Genomic DNA, 25,602 nt, shown 5'->3' with positions numbered 1-25,602 from the left:
TCTTATCAAGAGCTGCATGAAGTATTGCGGCCCGCTCATCCCTTACTAGGTTCAAGCTGCTCCACCAAGGATTCGATGACCTGTACGTACTGCTGCATCATTTCCGTAATTTTCGCTTTGTTGAGCCGGGCATTGTACATACACTCCACATATATCTGTGCCGGATGCTCGTGGAGTACGATCAGCAGGTCACACTTCTCTGCGAACCGCATCTCCAGGGTCGAAGCGCCTGTGCACATGAAGCCCGGAACCAGTGCCTGCTCCCTCCTCGCAAATCTCATGAAATCGAGATCCATGAGCCCCGCGTGGGCAGCAGCCGCATCTTTCAACTGGACCCGTACCATGCGGAACAGGTCGGAAATCTGCTCAATCCTGCCCATATCCAAGGTGACCAGCTGAATCTTACTGGTCCGCCCGGCAATCACTGGCATCGTAATCTGCTCCTGTTCCGTCAGCTCCGCCTGCAGATACAGAAACAGCGCGAGCATGATCTCCGGAGCCTTCAGCTGCAGGCTCTGGGTTGCTTCCTGTATGGAAGCCAATAGCTCCCCTTCCAGGTTGAAGCTTAATGTGCCGCCGGATTGCCCTCTGTCCGCCGCGAAATATTCCGCCGCATAGGGAATGGCCTGCACTACAGGAACCTGCTCCTGCTGCGTGGTCTGGCGAATAAACTCCGCCAATCTCGAAATCGACGGATAAGCGAACAAATGGGTCACCGTCACGCAGGCGTACATGGGTTCGATGAGAACGTGCATACGGATCAGGGACATCGAGTTCCCGCCGATATCAAAGAAGTTATAATGCGTTCCCACGCCCTTGGTACCCAGGATCTGCTCCCAGATCTCAACTAGATTCTGCTCTACTTGATCCATAGGGGCGGTTGGCTCCATCCCCAAGCCCGCGAATCCCTCGATCTCAGGCAGGGAGCGCCGGTCCGCTTTGCCATTGGGTGTCAGCGGGATCTCATCCAATACGGCAAACTGGGCCGGAATCATATAGTCAGGCACCCGCCGTGCCAAATAATCCCGCAGTGCAGTGAGGCTGACCTCTTCCTCTGCGACAATGTAGGCCGCCAGTGATTGGCTGTCCTTGCTGATAACGGCCGCCTGACGAACCGCCGGATGCAGCAGCAGATGGCTCTCGATCTCTTCCAGCTCTACCCGGTAGCCGCGAATTTTAACCTGATGGTCCGCTCGGCCGAGAAATTCAATGGCTCCCTCCGGCAGCAGCCGCGCGATATCGCCGGTACGATACATCCGCTCCCCAGCCGCAAACGGATTGGATATGAATCTCTCCCCGGTCAGGTCAGGACGATGGAGATAGCCTCGCGCAAGCCCTGCGCCGGAGATAAACAATTCACCAGGCACACCTGCCGGCACAGCTTGAAGCGCCGAATCCAGGATGTATGCTTTCGTATTGTGAATGGGTGTGCCAATGGGGACGCTGCCGCGGCCGGCCAGCTGCTGTGGACCGACAAACCCGGCGATGGCACCCACGCACGTTTCCGTAGGCCCGTAATGGTTGATAACCTGAACATGCGGATGGGTTTGCAGGAAGCCGCTCACCTCCTCCGCATGCATGGGTTCACCGCCCAGTACCACCAACCGCAGGGCATCCCCCGCCCTGCGCCAAAGCTCCGGAGACGCATGCAGCATCATGCGGAACAGCGATGGGGTTCCTTTGATATAGCGAATCCCATGGTCGCCCATATAGGCTAACAGCGTCTCCGGATTCCGTACCAGGTCCACATCGGCGATATGAATCTCGCCTCCGCTCAGCAGGGAGGAATACAAGCTCGTGTACCCCAAGTCAAAGGCATAGGAGGACAGGAGGATCGTGCGGTCATCCGCCTCCAGCTGCGCCATCCCGCTAAACCAGGTGACATAGTTGACCATGCTCCGGTGCTCCAGCATCACGCCCTTGGGATTCCCGGTACTGCCCGAAGTATAGATGACATACATCACATCGTCCGGCTGGGACCCGCTCTCCGGATTGGCTGTTGGCTGTGCACCCAGCGCCCCGTCATGAATATCTACGACCCTGCCGCTGTATGGGAGTTGTCCCATCAGACTGGCCTGGGTAAGGAGCACCTGCGCCCCGCTGTTGTCCAAGAGATAACGAACCCGCTCCGCCGGTAGCTCCGGATCTACCGGGACGTACGCTCCGCCTGCTTTTAATATCCCCAGAATGCCGACAACCACTTCGAGGGATCGCTCCACCATCAATCCGACGATCGTATGTGCCGTGACCCCCTGCTGACGAAGCAGCCAAGCCAGCTGATTGGCCCGTTCGTTCACCTGAAGATAGGTCAGGCCAGCCTCGCGATGAACCACAGCCGTGCGGTCTGGCGTCCTGCGCGCCTGCTCTTCGAATAACTGATGAACGGTCCGGTCCGCCGGAGCCGCTGCCCCCGTAGCATTGAAGTCGAAGAGAATCCGCTGCCTCTCCTCTTCGGTGATCATGTCGATCCGCGCCAGGCTCTGCTCCGGCTGAGCGATCAGGGACTGCAGAATTCGCATATAGTGCGCCGACATCCGCTCCATCGTGTCCTGTGTGAACAACCCTGCTGCGTACTGGAAAGTAAACCGCAGCTGCCCATCCATCTCCTGCGCGTACAAAGTAAGATCAAACTTGGCAAACGGATACGGCGTTTCGAAAGGCTCAAAGCGGATTTCATCCGTGCGGCCCTGGGGAATCTCAGGATATTCCATGGAAAACATGACATCAAACAACGGATTTCTGCCGGGATCCCGCCTTACCTTCAATCCATCCACCAACGCTTCGAACGGGAACTCCTGATGGCTGTACGCCTCCAGTGCGGTGGATTTCACCTCATCCACATACTGCAGAAAGGTCTTGTCCCCGCTGGGGTTCGTCCGAAGCGCCAGCGTATTGATCAGCAAACCGACCATGTTCTCGACATCGGCATGGGTTCTGCCGGCAATGGGCGTGCCGATGATGATGTCATCCTGACGGCTGTATTTGGCCAGCAGGATCTTGAAGACCGCCAGCACGATCATGTAGTTCGTCGTGCCGGTGGATGCCGCCAGTTGTCTTACCCCCGCCACTACTGCAGCATCCGCAGCAAAGGACACGGCGTCTCCATCGTAGGATTTCACGGCAGGACGCTGAAAATCGGTTGGCAGCTGGAGTACCGGCAGCTCTCCGGCCAATTGGCTAAGCCAGTAGGCTTCCTGCTCCTGCATGCTCCCGGACTGCAGCAGCTGATTGTGCCAGGCTGCATAGTCTCTGTACTGTATCCCGGGCTCCGGCAGCGTCCGGCCTTCATACAAATCCATGAGCTCCCGAAGGATAACACCGATAGAAGCTTCATCCGAAATGATATGATGCATGTTCATGACGAGGAGGAAGTCCCTCTCCCTGTCCGTACGCTCAAGTACGGCTGCCCGGAATAAAGGGGCATGGCTGAGGTCAAATGTCTCGCTTACCAGCTTCTGGATCCATGCCTCTTCGGTTTCCTCCGAGACTGGAATAAAATCGACCTGCAGCGCTGCCGGCGGACGAACCCTCTGAACCACTTCCCCCTCGATGAGCTCAAAGCGGGTACGCAGGGATTCATGCCGCTCTACCAGGGCCTGCCAGCTGATCTGGAATCGCAGCGGGTCTACTTCCCCCACGATCCGAACGGCGATAGGAATGTTATACAGCCGTTTGTTGTCCACGATCCGATCCAGCATGAACATGCGTCTCTGGGCAGCGGATGCCGGGTAGAACTCCCGCTGCTGGACCGCCGGAATGGAGCTCATCTGCCGCTTCTCGGCCTGCATCAGCAGCTGAGCCAGCTTTTCCACCGTCGGATGGGTGAAGATGTCCTTGATCTCCAGATCCACCTGCAGCTCTTGGCGCAGTTTACTGACCAGAATGGTCGCCTTCAAGGAATGGCCGCCCAAGGCGAAGAACGAATCCCTTACACTGAAGCGCTCCAGCCCCAGCACATGCTGCCATACCCCGGCAAGCCTGGTCTCCCATTGCCCGCGCGGCGCGATCAGCTCCTGCTCCCCATAATCTCCCGCCTGCGGAGCCGGTAATTGTCTTCGGTCGACTTTGCCATGCGCGGTCAGCGGGATCTGCTCCAGCTGGATAAAATAGCTCGGGATCATATAGTCAGGCAGGGATTCGGCAGCATGCTCGCGCAGCTCCTTCACGGATAACGGCTCCGAGCCAATCACGTAAGCGCACAGGTATTTATCCTGCTGCTCGCCTCTGGCGATGACTACGGCTTCTTTTACTTTCTCAAGCTGCAGCAGCTGGTACTCAATCTCGCTGAGCTCCACCCGGTAACCGCGGATTTTCACCTGCTGGTCGATCCGCCCGAGGAACTCGAGAACGCCGTCCGGGAGCCAGCGGACCTGATCTCCGGTTGTATATATTCTTTCTCCGGCCTGAAATGGACTCGGGACAAACTTCTCCTGCGTCATCTGGGGCTGATTGAAGTAGCCCCGGGCCACACCGTCTCCTCCCACCCACAGCTCGCCGGGTACGCCAACCGGGCGCAGCATGCTGCTCTTCGAATCCACGACATAAGCAGTGGAGTGCCGCAGCGGCCTGCCAATAGGCAGGGAAGAGTCATAATCCCGGTTCACATGATAGGTTGTCGAGAACGTCGTATTCTCCGTGGGTCCATACGAATGAATCACCTTCAGCTGCGGGCAGTGCTTTCTCACCAGGTTCACATGACTTGTGGAAACCACATCGCCGCCCACCAACAACGTCTGTACCGTGGAGAACATCTCCGGATTCGCCTGCGACATTTGACTGAACAAGGGGGAGACGAGATGAACGATATCAATGCGATGATCCACCAGCTCCCGCTCCAGCTTCCTCGGATCCAGCAGCTTCTCCTTATCGAGCAGATGCAGGGTCAGCCCGTTTAATAACGGGCCCCAGATCTCCAGGGTGGAGATATCAAAGGCGAAGTTCCCTGTCATGAGCAGGCGGCGGCCCGGCGAAAAGTCAATGAAGTTCTGCCTGATAACCAGACGAAGCACACTGCGGTGCTCGATCATCACGCCTTTGGGCTTTCCGGTGGAGCCTGATGTATAGATGATATACGCCAAATCCCCGGGCTCGTTGATAGGGGTTAAATTGTGCCCAGGCACAGCCTCTTCAGGAAGATGGCACAAATCAATCACCTCGCCTGCATAGCTGCAGCGCCGGATCCACTCCGGTTTGGTTAACAGCCAGGAGGTCCTGCTGTCCTCGAGTAAATATTCAACCCGCTCGGCAGGGTACTCCGGATCGATAGGCAGGTAAGTCCCTCCCGCCTTCAGTATGGCCAGCGTACCGACAGCCATCTCGATGGAGCGTTCCACCATGATGCCGACGATGGACTCCCGTACGACTCCCTTGGCCCGCAGCAGATGGGCGAACCGGTTGGCCGCTTCATTAAGCTCCCGGTAGGTCAGCTGCTTTCCTTCGTATACGACTGCGGCTTGGTCCGGGGTAATCGCCGCCTGTTCCTCGAACCACTGATGGATGGTCCTGGTGCGCAGCAGCTCCCTCTCGTCCGTAGACCCGGGTTCGTTGAATACCGTCAGGATCTGGGCCTTCTCCGCAGGGGACAGTAAGTCCAGCTCCTCGTAGCGTGCCTCGGGATCCCCTATTATGGCTTCCAATGCATTCTCGTAATACCCCCATATCCGCTCCATCTGCTCCTCACAGAAGCGGGCCTCGTCCCACTGCAGCAGCAGCTGCAGGTGACCTGATGGATCCACTATAAACTCGGCGGACAGCGCGAAGCTGTTGTAGGTTCTCTCGGAGAACGCCAACACGTGAAGTTCATCCCACTCCTGCAGGGAATCCAGAACATGAAAATGAGTGAAGTTAAAAATCACTTCATATAATGGACTGCCGCCGAGGTCCTGCTGCATCTGTGCCAGAGGGTAATGGCGATACGGCAGATACGATTGTTCCTGTTCGAATAGTGTATGGATGAGCTCCGTCCAGGTTCCACCGGATAAAGTAACCCCGAACGGCAGCGCATTGAGGAACAGACCCAGCGTTCGCTCGCCGTCATATCCTTCCGTTCGTCCATTGAACGGCACGCCTGTCATGACCTCAGGCTGACCGCTCGCCATCTGCAGCACACGGAGGTGGGCAGCGAGCAGAATGCTTTTCAAAGGCACCTTCAGCTGGCTCGCCAGCTGTTTGAGCGCCTGGGATACAGCAGCGGGCAGCTGCTCTATCCTCTCGCGTATGCGATGCTCCTGCCGGGATTTGGAAGGCTGCCAGCCGGGAATCTCATGGAATGGGGAGGAAGGCAGGCGCTCCTTCCAGAACCGCTGCTGCTCCTCCGACCGCAGGGCCTGCGCTTCCATCGCCACATAATCCCGGAACTCCGCCTGCGGGGCCGGCCAATGCTTCTCCTCCCCCTTCAGGAAAGTCATATACAGACGGAATGCCTCGGCAAATAAGGAGGCCACGCTCCATCCGTCCAGGATCGCATGATGCTCGATGCAGGTAAACTGGAAGGTCTCCTCCGTGCGCAGATGAATCACGATCTTAAACAGCGGAGCCTGGGTCCAGTCGAAATGCAGGGTTTCCTTCCTCTGCTGCCACTCCGCGAGCCGCTGCTCCTGCTCTTGTATCGACAGATGGCGCAGATCGACTACTTCCAGCGGCACCTCCACCTGCTCATGCACCAGCTGCAGCGGCTGCGTATAGCCGGTCAAATCAAATGATGTACGCAGCACGGGGTGGTCCGCCATTAGACTTGCAACAGCCTTCTCCCACGCCTGTGCGCGAAACGGCGCCTGCAGGTGGTACGAAGACACGTTGAGGTATACCACGGAGTCTTGATGGAAGCTGCTGTGAAACAGCATCCCCTCCTGGAGCCTGGTCAATGGATAGGCATCCATGACTCCAGCAGGCAGACGGCTGCGGTCCTCGTCCGCGATCAGCTGGAAGGGGACGGTTATGAGCAGCTGTTCTTCGGCAGCTTGCGGCGCGCTCTCGATCATCTGAGCCAATTCGCGTATGGTCTGGAACCGGAACAAATCCTGCACCTTCAGCGGATAACCGAGCTTGCGCACCTCACCCAGAATGCGGATGCTCAATATGGAATCTCCGCCCGCTTCAAAGAAATTGTCATCGGCTCCAATCGGCTGTATGCGCAGCACCTGCTCCCAGATGGAAGCCAGTTTCTTTTCCAGGTCGGTCCGGGGGGCGGCATACCTTCCTGCAGCATGCGTAAACTCTGGTACCGGTAAAGCGGCGTAATCTACTTTCCCGTTATGGTTGAGCGGAATGGAGCTTACTTCCATCAGAGCAGCAGGCTCCATATAATCGGGCAGACGTTCCCGCAGATAGACACGCAGACCGTCCACCCCTGCGGACAGCCCGCCCTGACCTGCCGCCACATAAGCTGCAATCCGTTTGCCGGCTTGCGGATCATCCTTCACGGCTGCAGCAGCCCCGCGAACTCCCGGATACTGCAGCAGGAGCGATTCAATCTCTCCCAATTCGATGCGGAAGCCGCGGATTTTCACCTGCTGATCGATACGTCCATGATATTCCAGCTCGCCATCCGGCAAATAACGGGCCATGTCTCCTGTCTTGTACAGCCGTTCTCCGGCTCTACCCGTGATGAACCGCTCGGCTGTCAGTTCCGGCCGCCTCAGATACCCGCGAGTAACACCGGCCCCGCCCACATACATCTCGCCGACTACCCCTACAGGGACAGGCTCCAGATGCCGGTCCAATACGTAAACCTGCAGATCGGGAAGCGGGATACCGATTACATTTCCCTTGCCCGCCTGCAGGTCCGCCATAGTAATCGGACGATAGGTTACATGAACCGTGGTTTCCGTAATCCCGTACATATTCACCAGCTGCGGTGTCTGATCTCCAAACCGCTCCAGCCAGGGGCGCAGGGACTGCAGCTCCAGCGCTTCACCGCCGAAGATGACATAACGCAGGGCGGACTTCGACCCGGACGAGTCCCCTGCAGCAGCTTCGATCAGCTGCCGGAACGCCGATGGCGTCTGGTTCAGCACCGTCACCTGCTCCCGGAGCAGCAGCTGATAGAAATCCTCTGGCGAACGGCTGGTCCAGTAGGGAACAACCACCAATTTCCCGCCGTACAGCAGAGCTCCCCACATCTCCCATACCGAAAAATCAAAAGAGTACGAATGATACAGCGTCCATACATCCTGATCCGTAAAGCCATACCAACCATCCGCTGCGGCAAACAAGCGCGTCACGTTGCCATGCTCCACAAGCACCCCCTTGGGCCTGCCCGTGGTCCCTGACGTATAGATGACATAAGCGCTCTGATGCGCAGACACCGGCAGCTCCAGGTTACGGCTGCTGTGCTGACGGATCGACTCCCAGTCCGTATCCAGTTGGATCCGCGTCGCGGTCTGCGGCGGCAACCCGCCGCTTGCTTCACTCTGTGTCAACACGATGCCGACCTGCGAATCCTCCAGGATCAGCTGCAGCCGGTCCGGGGGAAGCTTCGGATCGAGCGGAACGTAGGCCCCTCCAGCTTTGAGAATGCCTAGGATGGCAGCCATCATATCCAGGGAACGCTCCATGCAGATCCCTACAAGCGAGCCTGCGCGAATTCCCCGCCGAACCAGCTCACGAGCCACCTGATTGGCCCTCTCATTCAGTTCCCGGTATGTATACTGCTGCTCCTCGAATACAACCGCTGCGGCATAGGGGGCACGGGCCGCCTGCTGTTCAAATAATTGGTGAATTCCCTGCCCCGTAGGAAAGCTGTGCGTATTGCGCTTCAGCCCGGCAAGCTCCTGCTCTCTCTCCTCCGGGGTGACCATCGGCAGGCGGGTCAGCTCCTGATCCGGAGCTTCGGCCGCATAGGAGAGCAGCCGCTCGAAATGCCGGGCCATGCGCTCTATCGTTGCTTCCTGGTACAGATCGCTGTTGTATTCCAGGGAGCATGCCAGTCCACCGGCCTCTTCGGCCAAGGTCAGGGTAAGATCAAACTTGGCGGTCCGGTTATGAAGTACAGCCGGCGTACAGGTAATACCCGGCAGCTCCCATGCCGCGGCAGGAGCATTCTGCATGACAAACATCACCTGGAACAGAGGGGAATAAGCCGCGCTCCGCTCGAGCTGCAGTGCTTCCACCACGGTCTCCAGCGGCACATCCTGGTGATCATAGGCATCCAGCGTCACATGGCGAATGTGATCCACCAGCTCTCTGAAGGACCACCCTTCCCTAATCCGGCTCCGCAGCGCCAGCGTATTCGCCATGAAGCCAATCAGATCCTCCGTCCCATCCTGATTGCGGTTCGCGATGGTGGTCCCCGTCACGAGATCATCCTGACCCGAATAGCGGTACAGCAGCGTTTGGAACGCAGCGAATAAGGTCATGAACAAGGTGACGCCTTCCGCTCTGCTGAACTGCCCTGCAGCCTCCGTCAGCTCCCGGCCGATAGAGAAGGAATAGACAGCCCCCCGGTAGGACTGCACGGCAGGGCGGGGCTTGTCCGTTGGCAGCTGGAGGAGGGCCGGGCTGCCCTGCAGCTGCTCCTTCCAGTAAACGATCTGATCTGCCAATGCACCCGACTCCATCCGCTCCCTCTGCCACTCGGCGAAGTCCGCATACTGCAGCCGGGGTTCAGGCAGGCTGCCGGGCCGATCCTCTACGAATTGACGGTACAAGTCCAGCCATTCCCTGATGAAGACAGCCATGGACCAGCCATCTGTAATGCTATGGTGCATGGTGATGACCAGAGCATGCTCCTCCTCCGTGATCTGTAGGAGATGCACGCGGAGCAGGGGGCCCTGCTGCAGGTCAAACAAGCGGCAGGACTCTTCCACTGCCCAGGCTTGAATCCGGCTTTCCAGGCCGCTCCCGGAGGAAGAATCCATGCGGGAGACTTCCAGGGAAATCTCCCCTTCTTGAGCAATCCGTTGAACCAGCTGATTCTGCTCCATCCGAAAGGAAGTCCGAAGGGATTCGTGCCGGGCAACGACGGCCTGCAGTCCCTTCTCCAGCGCCTGTTGATTCAGGGAGCCCTGCATGCGAATCAGATAGGACAGATGGTACAGCGGACTCTCCGGAGCCATCTCATGGAAAAACCACTGGCTGTGCTGGGCATACGATGCCGGAAATACATAATAGGTCTTTGCATCTGCCGGAGCCTGCTGTTCTGTCTGCTGGCTTGTTTCACTCATGATTGGACCGCTCCTTCTCCTTGAAGTTTCCGTGCAGCCCGGGCTCTCGGGACGATAGCGGGCGCAGTGGTTTGGCGCTCTCCCTGCTTCCTGGCCTCCGCTATGACCTGCGCCTGCTCGGTGATCGTGGCTGCTTCGAACACCTGTCTTACCGTCAAGTCAATTCGGAACTGGGCACGCATCCTCACCAGGATTTGAGTGGCCAGAATCGATTGTCCCCCAAGATCCAGGAAATGATCTTCCACGCCTACGGCTTCCAGCTGCAGAACGTCCCGCCAGATGGCAGCCAGCTTCTCTTCGATTTCATTGCGGGGAGGCGTCCGTGTGCCTTGCAATACCTGCGGCTGAGGGAGGGCCTGACGATCCGTTTTCCCGTTGGCCGTCAAGGGAATGTGTTCCAGGGGTACAAAATAGGACGGAATCATGTAGCCGGGCAGCCTCTGCTGCAAATATCCTCTGATCTCTCGGATCCACGCGGATTGCTCTGCCGGGTCCCGCCGGTTCTCCAGCTTCGTCGTAAAATAGGCCGCTAACCGCAGATCAGCGGGGTTACATTCTCTTGCCACCACGACGGCATCCTGAATATCGGGGTGCCTAATCAGGACGGATTCAATATCCCCCAGCTCAATGCGGAACCCCCGCAGTTTGATCTGGTGATCGATTCGGCCCAGGTATTCCAGATTGCCGTCCGCTGTATAACGCACCAGGTCTCCCGTGCGGTACATCCGTTCACCAGGCCGGGGGCTGAACGGATTCGGAATAAACTTCTCTCGGGTCAGCTCCTCCCGGTACAGATACCCGCGCGCTAACCCCTCTCCACCCAAATACAGCTCGCCGGACACCCCGACCGGCACAGGCTGCAGATGCTTATCCAGCACATAAGCCTGGGTATTGTGTATGGGCCGGCCGATCCATACGGGGAGCTCCGGCCCCCGGCTTACATGAATGTAGGTGGAGTACACCGTATCTTCCGAAGGGCCATAGAGGTTGATGACCTTCTCCACGGTATCGACTTCGTAGATCTGCTCGACCAGAGCACGCTTCAAGGGCTCGCCGCACAAATTCACTGTACGCACGGAAGCGGGAATTCCCTGCATTCGCACCAGCTCTCTGATCGCGGACGGCACGGTATTGATCAGGGTCACCTCACCGGCTGCCGGAAGAAGAGGGAGCTGCAGGGCATTCTCGGCCAGAATCAGGCTCCCGCCCATGCTCCACGTAACAAACATTTCAAAAACGGACAGATCAAAATTGATGGAGGTGGAGCCGAGGACACCGGCCATCTCCTCCGCTGTGTAGACCTCCTGAGCCCACTGTACCAAGGCGATGACGCTGCTGTGTTCCACAGCCACCCCCTTGGGTTTCCCGGTCGAGCCGGAGGTATACACCACATACGCCAAGTGATCGCCGCGAATGGGAGGTGGCGTGCGAAGAGGCTGGCGGCCTGCCTCCATCATGGCCTCCCGGTCCCGGTCCATGTATACCAGCTCCACCGCGCGGCCGCCAAAGGAGGCGGCGAGCGACTCCTGTGTAAGTAGGACGGGAGCTCCGGCATCCTCCAGAATATAGGAGAGCCGCTCCGTCGCATACGCGGGATCCAGCGGAACATAAGCTCCTCCAGCCTTCAAAATGCCCAGGATGGCGACCACCATATCGATAGTCCTCTCCAAGTGGACACCCACGAGGGCTTCGGATGTTATCCCTTTTTGCAGCAGATATTGGGCCGTCTCCTTCGCACGCTGATCCAGCTCCGCATACGTCAGCCGTTCCTCCCCGCAAATGACCGCTGCCGCATCCGGTGTCCGCTTCACTTGGGCTTCAAACCAATGCGGGATGGATGGATTCTCCGGGGGCTTCGTGCTTGCACGATTCCAATCCACCAGCATCATCTCGGATTCATGCTCCGTAAGCAGCGGAATTCGATCAATGGGAAGCTGCCCTTGACGGATACAGCCAAACAGCAGCTGCCGGAAGTGCTCCAGCCTGCGTACCATCGCCGCCTCGTCCTCCTGGTCTTCATAGAGCAGCGAAGCGGTCCACGATGCCGGTGATCGCAGCATTTCGAGCGTAAGGAGTCCCTTCGGCCACGGCTGGCCCAGTGCAGGAAGATCAGAGTCCGCGGGCGCAGACGCCGTCTCCTCCCGCATGACAAATCCGGTGTGGAGAACCGCGGGCTCCGCCTCCTGAGCTTCACTGTATGGCCCAATCGGCGCCGATTCCCGGTACTCCTGCAGCAGCTTGTGAACCGCTCTGACTTGATCCCCAAAGGAACTCATTACCGAAAAATCAACGGTCAATGGAATGACCGTCTCCTGGCTTCCTTCCATCTTCACTCCGGCAGTGACTTTCTCCTGTCCCGTATACCGGTGGTGCAGGCTGACCCACGCGGCCAGCAGAATCACATGAACCTCTGCTTGTTCCCGCTGACCAAACGAAATCAGCTCTTCAGCAAGCTCACTTGACAATGGTACGGATAGGCGTTGGCCTTTCGTTGTCGTTACCATGTTTCCCTCCCCATAAGAACCTGACAAGTATCCACGCACGGTTACATGGATTGCCTCCACAAGCGGCTACACATGTCTCTTCACCAACCGGGATAACCTCGCGATTCCCTCTTCAATCTTGTCCTGGTTGTTAAAGGAGAAATTCAGACGGATCGATGAAGACGCCGCCGGGCTCTGGTTCACCGCAAAAACCGTACCTGGAAAAAAGGTAACCTTCTCCGTTGTGACCGATTCTCTGAATAGCTCCATCGCGTTGATGGTTGCGGGAAGCCGCATCCAGATAAACATCCCGCTCGAAGGAAGGGTCCACTCTCCAACCCCGCCGAGCTCTTCCGTCAAATGCTCCAGCATGCAGTCTCTCCGTGAAGTGTACTCTTGACGCAAATGCATCAGGTGGCTCAAGAACGCGTCCTTCTGCAGAAAATTGGCGGCGATCCGCTGCGTCAGCGTGCCGGTATTAATATCTGCCGCTTCCTTGACAATAGACAGCTTCTCCATGATCTCCTCGCTCGCAATAATCCATCCCAGTCTCAAACCGGGGGCAAGAATCTTGGAAAAGGACCCGATATAAAACACCCACTCGGATTCAAAGGACTTGATCGCCGGGATGCCCGCATCTTCATAGGCGAGGAACCCATAGGGATCATCCTCGATCAGCGGTACTTCGTATTGGGCTGCCAGCTCAGCCAGCCTCTGCCGCTTCTCTCTGCTGAGTGTATAGCTGAGGGGGTTGTGGCCGCTCGGAATCACATACATACAGGCCGGACGCTCTTCGCTCTGCAGCACTCTCTCGACCTGCTCCACGTCAATCCCTGACACCGGATCGGTGGGCACAGTCAGCATCCGCGGTTGATAAGGCTCCAGCACCTGCAAAAAGCCCGTATAGGTCACTTCTTCGGTCAACACGGCCCGGCCGGGCTCGAGCAGGAGACGTGCCAGTAGGCCGATTCCCTGCTGCGCCCCCGCAGTAAGAAAGATTTGTGAAGTACGGCACTCCACGCCGCGCTGTCTCATCAGGAGCTGAATTTGCTGCTTCAGCTCCTCCACCGGAGGAGCATACTGCAGAGGGTTCGACTGCCCCAGCAGCACCTCCGATGCCGAGACCGCCAGCTGCTCTAGCGGGAAACACTCCGCATTCGGCAGCCCCAGCCCAAAGGAAATATATTCAGGACCGCTCGTCAGCTCGAGCATATCCTGCAGTGCGGAACGCTTTGTAAGCTGCGTCCAGGCTGCCAAGCGGTGGGCCGCCCCCGTCTCTCCCGCTCTCATAGGTTCCCTCTCTTCAACTGCTCGCGTTCTATCGCTTCAAATAAAGCCCTAATATTCCCGTTTCCGAAGCCCTTGGACCCTTTGCGTTGAATCACTTCGAAGAAGAGCGTAGGGCGGTCTTCCATCGGATGGGCGAAAATCTGCAGCAGGTATCCTTCCTCGTCCCGGTCAACCAGGATGTTGAGCTGATTCAGCCTGTCGACAGGCTCCTCAATCTCGCCAACACGGCCAGGCAGCAGCGTATAATAAGCATCGGGCGTGTAGAGAAACTTCAGCCCGTTCTTCTCCAGATTCTCTACAGACTTGATGATATCGTCGGTTTCCAGCGCGATATGCCCTACTCCCTCTCCCCGGTTATAATCCAGAAACTCACGGACCTGCGATTTCTTTTTGCCTGGAGCAGGCTCAACGATCGGGAACTTCACCCGTTCCGTGTCATTTTGCATCGCCTTGGTCATCAGGGAAGAAGATTCCGAGCTAATATCATCCTTATCGAATGAATTTAACAGGTGAAAGCCAAATACGCTCGCGTAGTACTGGGCCCATTCGTCCATCGATTCGACATTAATGGCCAGATGGTCGAAGCGGGTTAAGCAGGTGTCATAAGCCGAAACGCTTTCATTTACTTCCTTGAAGCCCGGCAAAAACAATCCCTTATATTCCGTACGTTCCACTAACGTATGAACCATTTCCCCATAAGCGCCAATCCGGGCTGTTTTCAATTTCCCGTGCTCATCTTCCACCGTCTGCGGCGGTTGAAGGGGAATACCGCCATTTTCGATGGCCGTCTGATAAAGCTTCTCGATCCCTTTGACACGGAAGGCAATATCCTTGACTCCATCCCCATGCAGATGGACAAACTCGGCGATCTCATGCTCCGGCTCGTAGGCCGAGGTGAGGACGATATGAATCTCGCCCTGCTGCAGCAGATAAGAGCAAGCATCGCGGTAACCCGTTTCCAGCCCTTTATAGGCCGCGATCCGAAAACCGAACAGCTTGCTGTAATAGAAGCACGCCTGCCTGGCATTGCTCACAAAAATCTCTACATAATCGATATCCTCGATCGGGAATACATCGCTGACAAACTGCTCTGCTTTTAACTCCATCTTGGCATTGCTCATCCTGCTCATCCTCCACTGGTTAAAAGATTTTTCCCGGATTTAAAATCTGCTGCGGATCAAATACATCTTTCATTTTTTTCATCCACAGCAGGGCATCTCCGTGTTCTTCACTCAGGTACTTTCTTTTGCCAAGACCGACGCCGTGTTCTCCGCTGCAGGTTCCCCCATGCTCCAGCGCAAAGCGGACAATCCGCTCATTTATTTGCCCTGCCTTCGCCGCTTCTTCGGGATGGGAGGGATCGATCGGAAACACCGCATGATAATTCCCATCGCCAATATGCCCAAGAATAGCCCCCTGCAGGCCTTCCGCCCGCATGGCCTCTCTGGCAACCATAACTGCCTCCGGCAAAATGGACAGGGGAACACATACATCGGTGGTCATCAATCTCTTCCCCGGTGCCGAAGCCGCAATGGCCAGAGCCGCATGCCGCCGGGCATCCCATAATTGATCGCCGAACGCCTCATCCAACGTATGGCTCCACGCCTCCGCGCCCTCCGACTGAAGGATTTCTTCCACTCGTTCCCATTCTGCCGTCACCGTGCTCTTCCATCCGCTTAACTCCACGAACAAGGTTGGTTTTACCTCATAGTTCGTCTGCTTGTAAGCGTTGATCGCCTGTATCGTATATTCATCCACCAATTCAAGCTTACTGGGCTCAATCGAACGGTACAGCATCCGGTTCGCTGCCTTACAGGCTTTTTGCAGGTCGGGAAAAACGGCTTTTGCATAAAGAAAGGACTCGGGCAGCCCGTATACGCGCAGGGTCAGCTCCGTAAATACGGCGAGCGTTCCTTCGGATCCGGCCAGCAGGTGGGTTAAGTTATAGCCTGCTGATGATTTCCTGGCCAGGCTGCCCGTCTGAATGATAGAACCATCCGCCAAGACGGCTTCCATCCCCAGGATTTGATCTCTGGTCATTCCATAACGAACTGCGCTGCAGCCGCTCGCATTGGTGGCGGCCATCCCTCCGAGCGTGGCATCCACGCCAGGGTCAATGGGGAAGAAGAGCCCATGCTTCTTCAGCTCCTGATTCAGCTGAACCCGTGTCACCCCTGGCTCCACCCGAACCGCAAAGTCCTCTTCCCTGATCTCCAGGATCCGGTTCATAAGGGAGAAATCCAAGCTGATGCCTCCCCGGACGGGAACCACTTGTCCTTCCACACTCGTTCCCAGCCCAAACGGCACGATGGGACACCCTACGCGGTGGGCATAAGCGATAATCCCTCGTACCTCTTCCTTGTCCTTCGGGTAGAGAACCATATCGGGAAGATACTCCGCATGATACGAAGTCAGATCCTGTCCATGCCGCTGACGCTCCGTCATCCCCGTGCGAATCCGCTCAGGATCACGGATGATATTCATTAGATGGTCTGCCAACGCTTCCCTATTCTCCTCCCGCTGCGGTCCCGTCAGATGAACTGAACCTCTACACAGTGATCCAGTATTTTTTTCAACTGCTCCGGGTCCGGCTTTCTCCACACCAGTCCAAACTGCTGCAGCAGCCACTCCGTCCTGCCTGAGAGCATGACCGAGTGGGTCCGCTCCTCCTCCTGCCGTTCCTCAAAGAAGCCAAAATGAAGCAGCAGATGATGAATATGGGGACCCATCTGTTCATCTCCGTAGTTCGCGCTCATAAAGTCGATAAACTCTTCATAAGGAGCCACGCTCACAGGCAAACCGGATGCCCTCGCGGCCTCTCCCAACTCAAGGAAGCTGGTTTTATCCAGGTTCATCAGATGAAACGTTTCATTACTTAGGTGCTGCCGGTTAAAGAGCAGACATATACTGCGGCTGACATAGTCAATATAAGTAAAGTCGATCTCCCCTTGGGCGCTGCCTGGGAACATGCCCATTTTGATCATCGAGCGGATTATGGTATACAGTCCGTTGTCTTCCATGTTCTCCTGGAACCTGCCTGTTACGGAATGCCCCATAATATTGCCGACCCTGTAGATATGACAGTTCAGCCCCTGGCTTCTCGCTTCCACAACCAGCTTCTCCGCTTCCAGCTTGCTCTCCCCATAGGGATGGCCTATGTCCTGACCGAGATCATGATCGTATTCCGTAAATACGACACAGTCGCGATCCTGTATTCTCCCTTTGGAGACAGCGGTAGTCGAAATAAAGTTGATCGCTTTGGGAGCTTGCTCCTGAGCGAACCGGATGATTCGTCTCGTGCCCTGGACATTTAACTCTTCGAACTCAGAGTAATCCCCAAAGTGCTTCACGATCGCCGCAGAATGAATGATGCAGTCCACAGTCTGAGCGAGCGCGTCATATATTTCATCTGCCAAACCGAATCGGTCCTGCACCAGATCTCCACGGACTATGGTGACCCTGGCCCGGTCCAAAGCCTGAAATCCAAAATAATAGATCCATTTATCCGCGAGACGCGCTTCGGCTTCTTTCTGCGTCTTTCCTCTGACGAGGACATGAATATGACTGTTGGTCTCTTTCAGCAGGTCACTCAGCAGATGAATACCCAGGTAACCCGTTGCGCCTGTCAGGAGAATGTGAGCATATTCCGTCTTCTGAAGCAGGTCGATGTGCTCCAATTCCTTGCAGCGCGCCTCATACTTTCCGGTTTCTTCCTGAATATACTGCTGCATCGCCGCTGATATCTCGGAAGGGGCTTGTGCGCTCTTCTTCAGCCTCTCCAGCTTCGCTTCCGGGGTATCCCCTTGTTCCCGGAGGTTCTTCGCCAGCAGATGGACCGTCCGGTACGTGAAGATATCCCCCAGAGCCACTTGATAGGCTGAGTGGAGCTTTGATACAAATTGAATGGCCGTGAAGGAGTCTCCACCCCGCTCGAAGAAATCCTCATGAATGTCCACCACCTTCGAGCCCAGGATCTTCTGCCACACCACAGCGATTTCCCGCTCTTTTTGGGTGTAGCTGCCATCCGCCCTGCCCGTCAGCTCGACGGTGGATGAAGATCCTTGAGACTCGCCCGGCAGCAGCCTCCTGCATGCATCCAGCCACTTCTCCAGCTTAGACTGGTCTGTTGGTTCTGTTGGGTCTGCTGCATCGTCGCCCGCAAGGCTCACCCGTTCTTCCAGATAAGCAGCGATTTCCCGGAAGGTCTGCAGCATCTCCGGATGTACGGCGCCTCCCGCGGAGGCTTCCGGAATATCGATCCAGCAGGGAATACGGTCGAATGGATACGTGGGGAGAGACACTTTGCGTGCGGCTTCCCTGCTGTACAGCTTGTCCCAATCGGGATCGGCCCCCCGTACATACAGTTCCGCCAGCTTCTTCAGCAGGTTCACTCGCCCTTCGTCTGCATCAAGAACCCGTTCCACAAGGAGCCCCGCTTCTTCGCTGTCATATGATGGACCTGCATGCTGGTAATACACGTTCTGCCGTGGTACTTCCCACCCTTCCCGGGCCAATCCGAGCAGCTTGCTATGAAGATCCCGCATATCCTCCGCAACCATGGCTATGCGGTGAGGATAATGCTCCCTGCCTGTGCTCGCCGTGTAACAGATATCTCTCAGACTTGGCGGTTCGCCCTGTTGGCGGGTGAGATCACGCACATACTCCGTGAGCAGCCGGCGCAGTGCGGTTTCTGTTTTGGCTGAGAGGACGAGCACATGAGGGCCTTCCTGTACAGGCGGAGCCGCTTTCCTCGGCGGAGCCTCCTCCAGCACGATGTGGCAGTTGGTTCCGCTCATGCCAAACGAGCTTACGCCGCACAGACGGGGCCTGCCATCCGATTCCCAGTCTGTCAGCTGATCGTTGATATAGAGAGGGGATTCTTCGAACGAGATATTGTGATTCGGTTTATCAAAATGTAGGGAGGCAGGAATCTGCTTATGCTGCAAGCTGAGCGCCGCCTTGATGACTCCTGTAATCCCGGCCAGACTATACGTGTGAGCATAGTTGGATTTGACGGAGCCCACAGCACAAAATTGCTTCTTATCCGTGTAGCGCTGAAAGGCTTTGGTCATACCCGAAATCTCAATGGGATCTCCGAGCTGGGTTGCTGTTCCATGTGCTTCCATGTAAGAGAGGTGCTCCGGATCGATTCCGGCATCTCTCCACGCATCGACAATAACGGCCTCCTGGGTAATCGGGTTGGGAGCCGTGATGCTGATCGCGCGTCCATCATTGTTGGAAGCGCTCCCTTTGATCACCGCGTATATATGATCTTCATCCCTCACCGCTTTGCTTAACGGCTTCAGGATCAAGGCCGCAGATCCTTCGCCCATGGCGGTGCCATCGGAGTTATCCGAGAAGGTTCGCGTCCGCCCGTCTGAGGATTCCATCCCCACACGAGATCCGGTATCGACCGGGAACAGGTTGAGCTTGATCGCGCCCACGATCGCCTGGTCCATCTGACCGCTGCGCAGCAGTTGAACCGCCGCATTCACCGCGCTCAGGGAAGAAGAACAGGACGTGTCAATCATCATCGTCGGTCCGTGCAGATCCAACAAATAAGAGATGCGGCTCGCGGTCATGGGACCGGAATTCCCCGGATAGGCGAGATAGGTGGACTCCGGTTCCACCTCCTGGATGATCGTTTGGTAGCTGAGCGGCTTGGCCCCCTCACTGCTCACAATCACACCGGTTTTGGATCCGACCCACTTTTTACCGCCGTACCCCGCGTCCTCTATTGCTTTCCAGGCCGTTTGCAGGAACAATCTCTGGTTCGGGTCCATGAGATCAGCTTCTTTGGGGGTGATCCCAAAAAAGGCATAATCGAATTCATCGATCTCCTCCAAATAAGTCCCGCGAAAATAGGTAACCGGTTCCGTGAGAGTGCCCTTAAACCGCAGGTAAGCCTCGATGTTTTCTCTGCGCTTTTCCGGGAATTCTCCTGAACAATCCAGTTCATGAATCAAATTACTCCAAAACTCATGCTGATTTGCTGCTTTGGGATAGTGCATCGCCATACCGATGATGGCAATTTCCTTTGTCGATACTTCGTTAATAACAGCTGAGGTCGATTCCGTTTTGCTTTTTTTATCAAAGCTCAGAAGCTTGGCCATGTGATGTCCCCCTGTTCCGACAGCATTAACTCAGCTGCGAGCGGCATACGGAGTAAGGGCTTCAGCCGTTTTTGCTGCTCGATGAGCGGTACCCTTTTGGTTTCGAATACAGAACGCAGCATCAACAGGGCGGTAACCATCTGCTCCCGGGTCGGCTCCTGCCTGGTTTGATCCAGCTGCCTTACGATGCTCTTCACCTTCTGGTAAGGTTCAATGACTCCTTTGGCATAAGCGCCTGGATCCTCATTGCGATTTTTGGTCGCGACGGCGATCGCCAGGCATTTTCCGATCAAAGAAGGCTGCGTGTTCTCTCGGTTGAGCACACTTCGAATCTCTGGAAGATCCTCAGCCTCACCCAAAGACACGGTCCGTATGTTCTCTGCATTCGTTTTCATCAATTTCTGCAGCACCTGCCCCGGCCCAAGCTCAATGGCCAGCTTCACATTCTGAAGCTGCAGATACTCCATCGATTCCTGCCAGCGAACGGGCTCCGTCAGCTGCCGGGTCAAGAGCTCCACCCGATCCTCCCCATCATGCGGAAGTGCCGTCACATTGGAGATCACAGGGAAGTCTCCCGGACCCAAATCATACTGGGAAAGGATCTCTTGGAACTGTCCGGCAGCTGGCTCCATCAGGGGGCTGTGGAAAGCGGAACTCACCTTCAGGGGGGTGATGACGGCGTCCGCATGCTTGCCGAGCTGTTCCGCCGCCTGATGCACCGCCTCTGGATGACCGGACAGCACGAACTGCCGGGGGGCGTTGCGGCAAGCGATCACAACCGGTTTTTCCTTTGACGAAATCCGCATACATATCTCCTGGGCATGCTTGAGATCCACGTGCCCAACCGCCAGCATGACGCCCTGGCCATCGGGATCAGCCCCCTGCATGAGCAGCCCGCGCTGCCGTACCATCTGCAGAGCATGCTCGAAGGATATCGCTCCGCTGCAGGCTAAGGCAGTAAACTCCCCAAGACTGTGCCCGGCAGCAAACACGGGCTTAAGGCCAATCTCGTCCATATAGACACGATATGCGGCTACACCTGCTGTCACTAATGCAGGCTGTGTATATTCCGTTTGTGCCAGCTTCAGCCGTTCGCCCTCAAAACACAAGGAGGACAGCTCGAACTTCAGGATGTCATCCGCTTCTTCAAACGTTCTTCTGGCAATCGGAAAGGTGTCAGCCAGACTTTTCCCCATCCCTATGTACTGGGAGCCTTGGCCGGGAAATAATAGAGCAATCAATCATTTGACCTCCTAGATTTTTTTAATTGCGCAGTACGTTGAAGACCACCCCCTCCAAAAAGTTAAGAGCTTGCTGTCCCTTTTTAGACATAAAAAGACAAAATATTCTGACATTTAGAACGAAAAAAATGAGCCTCTTTTCCAATCACTTGCTGGGCGGCGAAAAAGGCTCTACTGATTTTAAAGCTGGGACTATGCGATTGGGATGAAGGCGGCCTGCCTAATAAACGATAACATGGTTTTTTTAGGGGTACAAGGTAAATATTTACTATGATTTTTTTCGGCTTACATAAAACCATAGCCCTATGAGAATCCCCCAGTTATTCGGTTTCTAATTGGTATTTTTACCAGCATAAATCGCTGTCTGCCCCAATTATTTTTTGTACCATGGTTAGTGAAATCCTATGGACCATCTACCCTTTAGCCGTCCATGATCACCCATTACTTTTCAAATTGAAATGGTATATTTTATCGGTTGGAATGCGGGCTGCCCTCCTCAGAGGAAGTCGTTTCCTGAAGAATCGTGTAAAACATGCTGTGCTAAAACGGCACCTCCTGTTATTTCATTCAACAATATTCTCAGAAAAATGCGTTTAGTTTTTTAGGGGGTTGGAGCACTCCTTACGATTTGTTTTGACTCTTTCCAAGAGTTTTGGGGCTCTGTAGAAAATGTAGAACGCTCTATATTTTTATCGTAGGTTATTGAAACCATGTTCATTTCATAGACAGGTGCGTTTTTTTCATCAGATAGGATCATCTTCATCATTACCCCTGTAGCGGTATCAACCCAGTATTTGAAATGCGAGGCTCCTTGTTTTTCTTTTATGTTTAAGCTTAGTTTACCTTCCAAAACTGTAACATCTCTATCAAGCATTTTGATGTGTTCTGTTTCTTGATATTCAGGTTCCATGCTTATAGGATTAACCATCCAAAATGCAAAGGTTTGCGGGAAGATCATTTCGGCATGTTCAGCCCCTGCTAAATCTCCTCTCTTTTCCCAATAAGCGTTTCCGTTCTCTTTATAAAATCGCGCCTCACTTTTATTCATATTTTCGAAATTAATTTTCTCTTTACTATAACTAATCTGCCCATCCTTATCAGGAACGATCTGCATTCGATATTCCCCATCATTTATAACAATTAGGGATTTACTCATAGGAGAGGTACCTTTCGTACTTACATAAGAACTGGGAGTTTGTCCTTCATCGATCCAACATTCTACAATATGTTCAACATTTGAACGAATATCTTTTACAATATAAGACCCATGTACTGTTTTAAAATAGTCCATGGAGTTGAGCATTTTGTCAAATATGCTAACATGTTCAACTTCTATTTTTTGATGTACAATTGCGTTTGAACTAGTTGTATCGATGACAGAAGCAACCGTATCTAGAGAAGTTAATTGCTCTTCTGATTTGGGGTTAGTGAAATAGAAGAAAAGCGCAGCCACAGCAGCTGCTATTAAAACCCCACTACTTCCTAAAAGTCGACGGGATTTCTTTAGGGATCTTCCTTTTCTAAGTTCACTTTCTACATTCTGAATATTCTTCAAAGTAAATGTTTTTCTATAGAACGGTTCTTTTTCCATTCTCTTATACCAAGCCGGTCGTTGTTCCATTACTCATCTGTCCTCCAATTCTAACTGTTTTGCCACAATGATCCTGGCTCTATGTAATCTTGATTTTACTGTTCCTAGAGGGATATCTAGGAACTCGGAAATCTCTTGGAGTTTCATATAATGTACAACGTCTAATAATAAAACTTCTCTTAATTTTAACGGAAGTGTTTGAACTATAGACCATATATCATCGACGGTCTTCTCAGAAAAATACTCTTTTTCTGCCGATGGGCTTGTACCAATCTTATTGACAACCTCCATTAAAACAATCCTTTTAAAGAAACTTTTCTTTCTATAGTCATAGGTTAGGTTATGAGCAATTTTTAATAACCAAGTTTTTAATGAAGAATTACCGCGAAAGGTATTTAGAGATCTGTATGCCCGTATGAATGTTTCTTGCGATATATCATCAGCTACATCTGATTTTCCTGTAAGGAAATAAGCGTAGTTCCAAATATCCTGGCCGTATGACTCCATGATCCCTCTAAAATCTGCTAAATCCATTTTGCTTACATATTTTATTGTTTCATCCACAATCAACCTCTCCCCCCGTATAATTAGACTGCACCAGAAATGATAAGGTTCCCTTAATAAAGACAAAAATGAAACCCTTCCAGATTTCCCTCAGGGAGGACACGGACAGGGACAGTTCTCTTGGCCCCGCCGCTTGGGGTAAAGGTTATATTGACTAATATTGTAAATTTCTTCATAATGTTGTATACAGGTACGCATCAAGGAGGGTTGTACTTTATGACGAATTTCAAGAAAATTGGCGTTATTTGTGTCGCTAGTGCTATCACCGTTTCTGGTCTTTGGGCAGCAAATAGTTTTGTTAGTAGCCATGGCTCAAATACATCAGCTAACCAATCATCCGGTGGTGAAATTGTTCCATTGACCCCTCAAGATTATGAGAATCGAAAGACCTCCGTTGCCGAGATACATAATAAATACGGTGTCTTCAAACGGGCGGCTCAACCTGGGAACTTTAAGCCGAGTGAAATTGCTAACGGAGAAGAGCAGCTTAACGCTGAGACTAAGCAGTTAGTTGTCAGCTTTGGCGTATTCGAGAAGGTTTCAGAGTAAGCCGTAGCTTGCAGACATCTAGCTATCCATTTGGAAAAAAGATGCTCCCTCAAAAAAGCCCTGCTTCTCCGGATCCGCCCGGCTTGCTCCGTGGAGGGTGTCAAGCAAGTGCAGGAACATAGGGGCTCTAGGACGGCGTGATTTTCGCTGCCCTAGAGCCCCTTGTATCGTTGCGGGTAACCCACAGCGGCGGTACCGGATCTTGGCCAGTGCCTTTTGCTGGCTTAGAGCCGATAGCATGAGGTACAATAAGCATTTAATAATGTTCCGTCTGGGTAGGTACTAAATGACTAACGTTGGCTGGAGTTATGTGACGGGAACGGCTGTGCTGCTAGCGCAGAAAACGTCATGTAGGAGGTTGGTATGAAAAGAACGTCAAAGGTGGCAAATGTCACGCTGGCTGCAGTATTTACACCTGGGTTTGGTATACATCAAAAAGGATGTTGGAAAATTCGTGCGTACCACTAAACAATAAGCTTTAGACATCATTGATTCGATATTACACGAACCGGTTGGGAGAACCCTGCCGGTTCGTGTATTTTATTTATCCGCTAATAAGAGAGCCACAGACTCGCTCGTACACTCGCCTGCTGCAGCTCGCCTCTAGTTCCCCGCATTGCGCCAACCGTGCCGACCAAGCGGTACCCGTTGTCCAGCGCAGATCCTGATTCACGGGAATTCCAAATGCTGAATCTGTGTGTGTTTAAAAACGAAAACGCATCCCGTTTTGGAATGCGTTTTCACCATTTTTCTCAATAACGCACATGACCATGTACATCTGCGCATCATCTGTGTGTGTTTCTTTTTACCGCTTACCGTATATGTACTCATTTAAAATGTTTCCCCAGATCGCGTAGCCTTTATCATTCGGATGCGCATCGTCAACCAGCAAGTCATTGATTGTCAGGTTGGATTTTTTCATTTCCTCCAAAAACGGATGATAAATATCAAAATAGGTCCAGCCATTCTGTACAATGTAATCACCGGCTTGATTCACGTAGTCTTCGTATGTAAGCCCTACTTTGTTCGGATACGTTTTTTTGATCGGATTGGCCGAAGTCAACACCAACCGGGTGTTTGGCATTTCCGTCTGCATTTGCTTTACAATCGCTTGGAGATTCGATTTGGTTTGATCGATCGGCACGTTGGTTCCATAGTCATTGATCAGGCATGTTTCGAAAAAAATCATATCCAGGTTCTGCTTGGCGACCACGCTTACTTTATTTTCCTTTACTATGCCGTTGGTGGAATACCCGCCGAATCCGGTATTCTCATAGCTGAATTTGCCCGCCCCCACATCCTTGGTCAGCCGATCATATACGAGATAGGACCAGGTCTTATCCGGCCCTGACGAACCGGCTCCCGCAGTTACGCTGCTGCCCAGGGTACCGAACACTACTTTTTTTCGGGATTTGGCCAGCTGCTTCGAATAATTATACAGGGAGCCGGCCTCCCGCTCCGATCTCCGCACCTCCTGCTGTCCCCAAGCCGCGGCGGCCTGCTGGATTTGTGTCATCGTCCCGGCTGCTTGTCCCGCTTGCCCGTTCGGTTCTGTAACGAGCATCAACATGAGAAGCCATGGTAACATTCTTAAACTCTCTCCTCTCT

At 54.1% G+C, this 25,602-nt stretch carries 11 protein-coding genes and 3 pseudogenes; 1 reads left to right on the top strand and 13 read right to left on the bottom strand.

The window, feature by feature from the left end; genetic code table 11:
• Nucleotides 1-35 precede the first annotated feature (35 nt).
• From O9H32_RS33020 to O9H32_RS20320, 12 genes and pseudogenes are all read right to left on the bottom strand, one after another.
• A complete protein-coding gene (locus O9H32_RS33020) occupies nt 36-872 on the bottom strand; it encodes a phosphopantetheine-binding protein (protein ID WP_455072794.1) in 837 nt (278 codons plus the stop codon).
• 60 nt (nt 873-932) lie between these two features.
• Nucleotides 933-3,968 (bottom strand): annotated as a pseudogene (locus O9H32_RS33015) (amino acid adenylation domain-containing protein); the annotation flags it as partial.
• Nucleotides 3,969-4,076: 108 nt separating this feature from the next.
• Nucleotides 4,077-5,426: pseudogene (locus O9H32_RS33010) on the bottom strand (amino acid adenylation domain-containing protein); the annotation flags it as partial.
• 141 nt (nt 5,427-5,567) lie between these two features.
• A pseudogene (locus tag O9H32_RS33005) lies at nt 5,568-10,163 on the bottom strand (amino acid adenylation domain-containing protein); the annotation flags it as partial.
• Nucleotides 10,160-12,667 (bottom strand): non-ribosomal peptide synthetase, encoded by a 2,508-nt coding sequence (locus O9H32_RS20355; RefSeq protein WP_269867970.1) that lies wholly within the window; start codon nt 12,665-12,667, stop codon nt 10,160-10,162. The pseudogene O9H32_RS33005 and the gene O9H32_RS20355, both read right to left, overlap by 4 nt.
• A gap of 66 nt (nt 12,668-12,733) precedes the next feature.
• Nucleotides 12,734-13,936 carry an aminotransferase-like domain-containing protein gene (locus O9H32_RS20350; protein ID WP_269867969.1) on the bottom strand — a complete coding sequence of 401 codons (1,203 nt, stop codon included), beginning with the start codon at nt 13,934-13,936 and terminating at the stop codon, nt 12,734-12,736.
• Nucleotides 13,933-15,057 carry a 4-hydroxyphenylpyruvate dioxygenase gene (hppD, locus tag O9H32_RS20345; protein ID WP_269867968.1) on the bottom strand — a complete coding sequence of 375 codons (1,125 nt, stop codon included), beginning with the start codon at nt 15,055-15,057 and terminating at the stop codon, nt 13,933-13,935. Before hppD ends, O9H32_RS20350 begins: the two co-directional genes overlap by 4 nt.
• 19 nt (nt 15,058-15,076) lie before the next feature.
• The gene (locus O9H32_RS20340) at nt 15,077-16,420 is read right to left on the bottom strand and encodes an FAD-binding oxidoreductase (RefSeq protein WP_269867967.1); all 1,344 of its coding nucleotides are present in this window, start codon (nt 16,418-16,420) and stop codon (nt 15,077-15,079) included.
• Between the two features lie 47 nt (nt 16,421-16,467).
• Complete coding sequence (locus O9H32_RS20335; RefSeq protein ID WP_269867966.1) at nt 16,468-20,049, bottom strand: thioester reductase domain-containing protein; 3,582 nt, start codon at nt 20,047-20,049, stop codon at nt 16,468-16,470.
• Nucleotides 20,034-21,290, bottom strand: a complete 1,257-nt coding sequence (gene fabD / locus O9H32_RS20330) for an ACP S-malonyltransferase (protein ID WP_269867965.1) — start codon at nt 21,288-21,290, stop codon at nt 20,034-20,036. The genes O9H32_RS20335 and fabD overlap by 16 nt, the downstream gene beginning before the upstream one ends.
• 601 nt (nt 21,291-21,891) lie before the next feature.
• Nucleotides 21,892-22,911 (bottom strand): hypothetical protein, encoded by a 1,020-nt coding sequence (locus O9H32_RS20325; RefSeq protein WP_269867964.1) that lies wholly within the window; start codon nt 22,909-22,911, stop codon nt 21,892-21,894.
• A 3-nt stretch (nt 22,912-22,914) separates the two neighbouring features.
• Nucleotides 22,915-23,445 (bottom strand): RNA polymerase sigma factor, encoded by a 531-nt coding sequence (locus O9H32_RS20320; protein WP_269867963.1) that lies wholly within the window; start codon nt 23,443-23,445, stop codon nt 22,915-22,917.
• Between the two features lie 216 nt (nt 23,446-23,661).
• Between O9H32_RS20320 and O9H32_RS20315 the strand changes: the two genes are divergently transcribed.
• Nucleotides 23,662-23,994, top strand: coding sequence for a hypothetical protein (locus O9H32_RS20315; protein ID WP_269867962.1), 333 nt, complete (start codon nt 23,662-23,664; stop codon nt 23,992-23,994).
• A gap of 805 nt (nt 23,995-24,799) precedes the next feature.
• On the opposite strand, the gene O9H32_RS20310 is transcribed toward O9H32_RS20315, so the two are convergent.
• Nucleotides 24,800-25,582: an SGNH/GDSL hydrolase family protein gene (locus O9H32_RS20310; protein ID WP_269867961.1), complete on the bottom strand. Its 783-nt coding sequence runs from the start codon at nt 25,580-25,582 to the stop codon at nt 24,800-24,802.
• Nucleotides 25,583-25,602: the final 20 nt, after the last annotated feature.

It is taken from the genome of Paenibacillus caseinilyticus (genome assembly GCF_027533645.1).
GTDB classification, from domain to species: domain Bacteria; phylum Bacillota; class Bacilli; order Paenibacillales; family NBRC-103111; genus Paenibacillus_G; species Paenibacillus_G caseinilyticus.
This window is presented reverse-complemented; position numbering and strand designations above follow the sequence as displayed.

Coding starts and splice junctions, on each gene's coding strand:
- O9H32_RS33020 (WP_455072794.1), bottom strand. CDS start 872: ATGGATCAAGTAGAGCAGAATCTAGTTGAGATCTGGGAGCAGATCCTG.
- O9H32_RS20355 (WP_269867970.1), bottom strand. CDS start 12,667: ATGGTAACGACAACGAAAGGCCAACGCCTATCCGTACCATTGTCAAGT.
- O9H32_RS20350 (WP_269867969.1), bottom strand. CDS start 13,936: ATGAGAGCGGGAGAGACGGGGGCGGCCCACCGCTTGGCAGCCTGGACG.
- hppD (WP_269867968.1), bottom strand. CDS start 15,057: ATGAGCAATGCCAAGATGGAGTTAAAAGCAGAGCAGTTTGTCAGCGAT.
- O9H32_RS20340 (WP_269867967.1), bottom strand. CDS start 16,420: ATGAATATCATCCGTGATCCTGAGCGGATTCGCACGGGGATGACGGAG.
- O9H32_RS20335 (WP_269867966.1), bottom strand. CDS start 20,049: ATGGCCAAGCTTCTGAGCTTTGATAAAAAAAGCAAAACGGAATCGACC.
- O9H32_RS20325 (WP_269867964.1), bottom strand. CDS start 22,911: ATGGAACAACGACCGGCTTGGTATAAGAGAATGGAAAAAGAACCGTTC.
- O9H32_RS20315 (WP_269867962.1), top strand. CDS start 23,662: ATGACGAATTTCAAGAAAATTGGCGTTATTTGTGTCGCTAGTGCTATC.
- O9H32_RS20310 (WP_269867961.1), bottom strand. CDS start 25,582: ATGTTACCATGGCTTCTCATGTTGATGCTCGTTACAGAACCGAACGGG.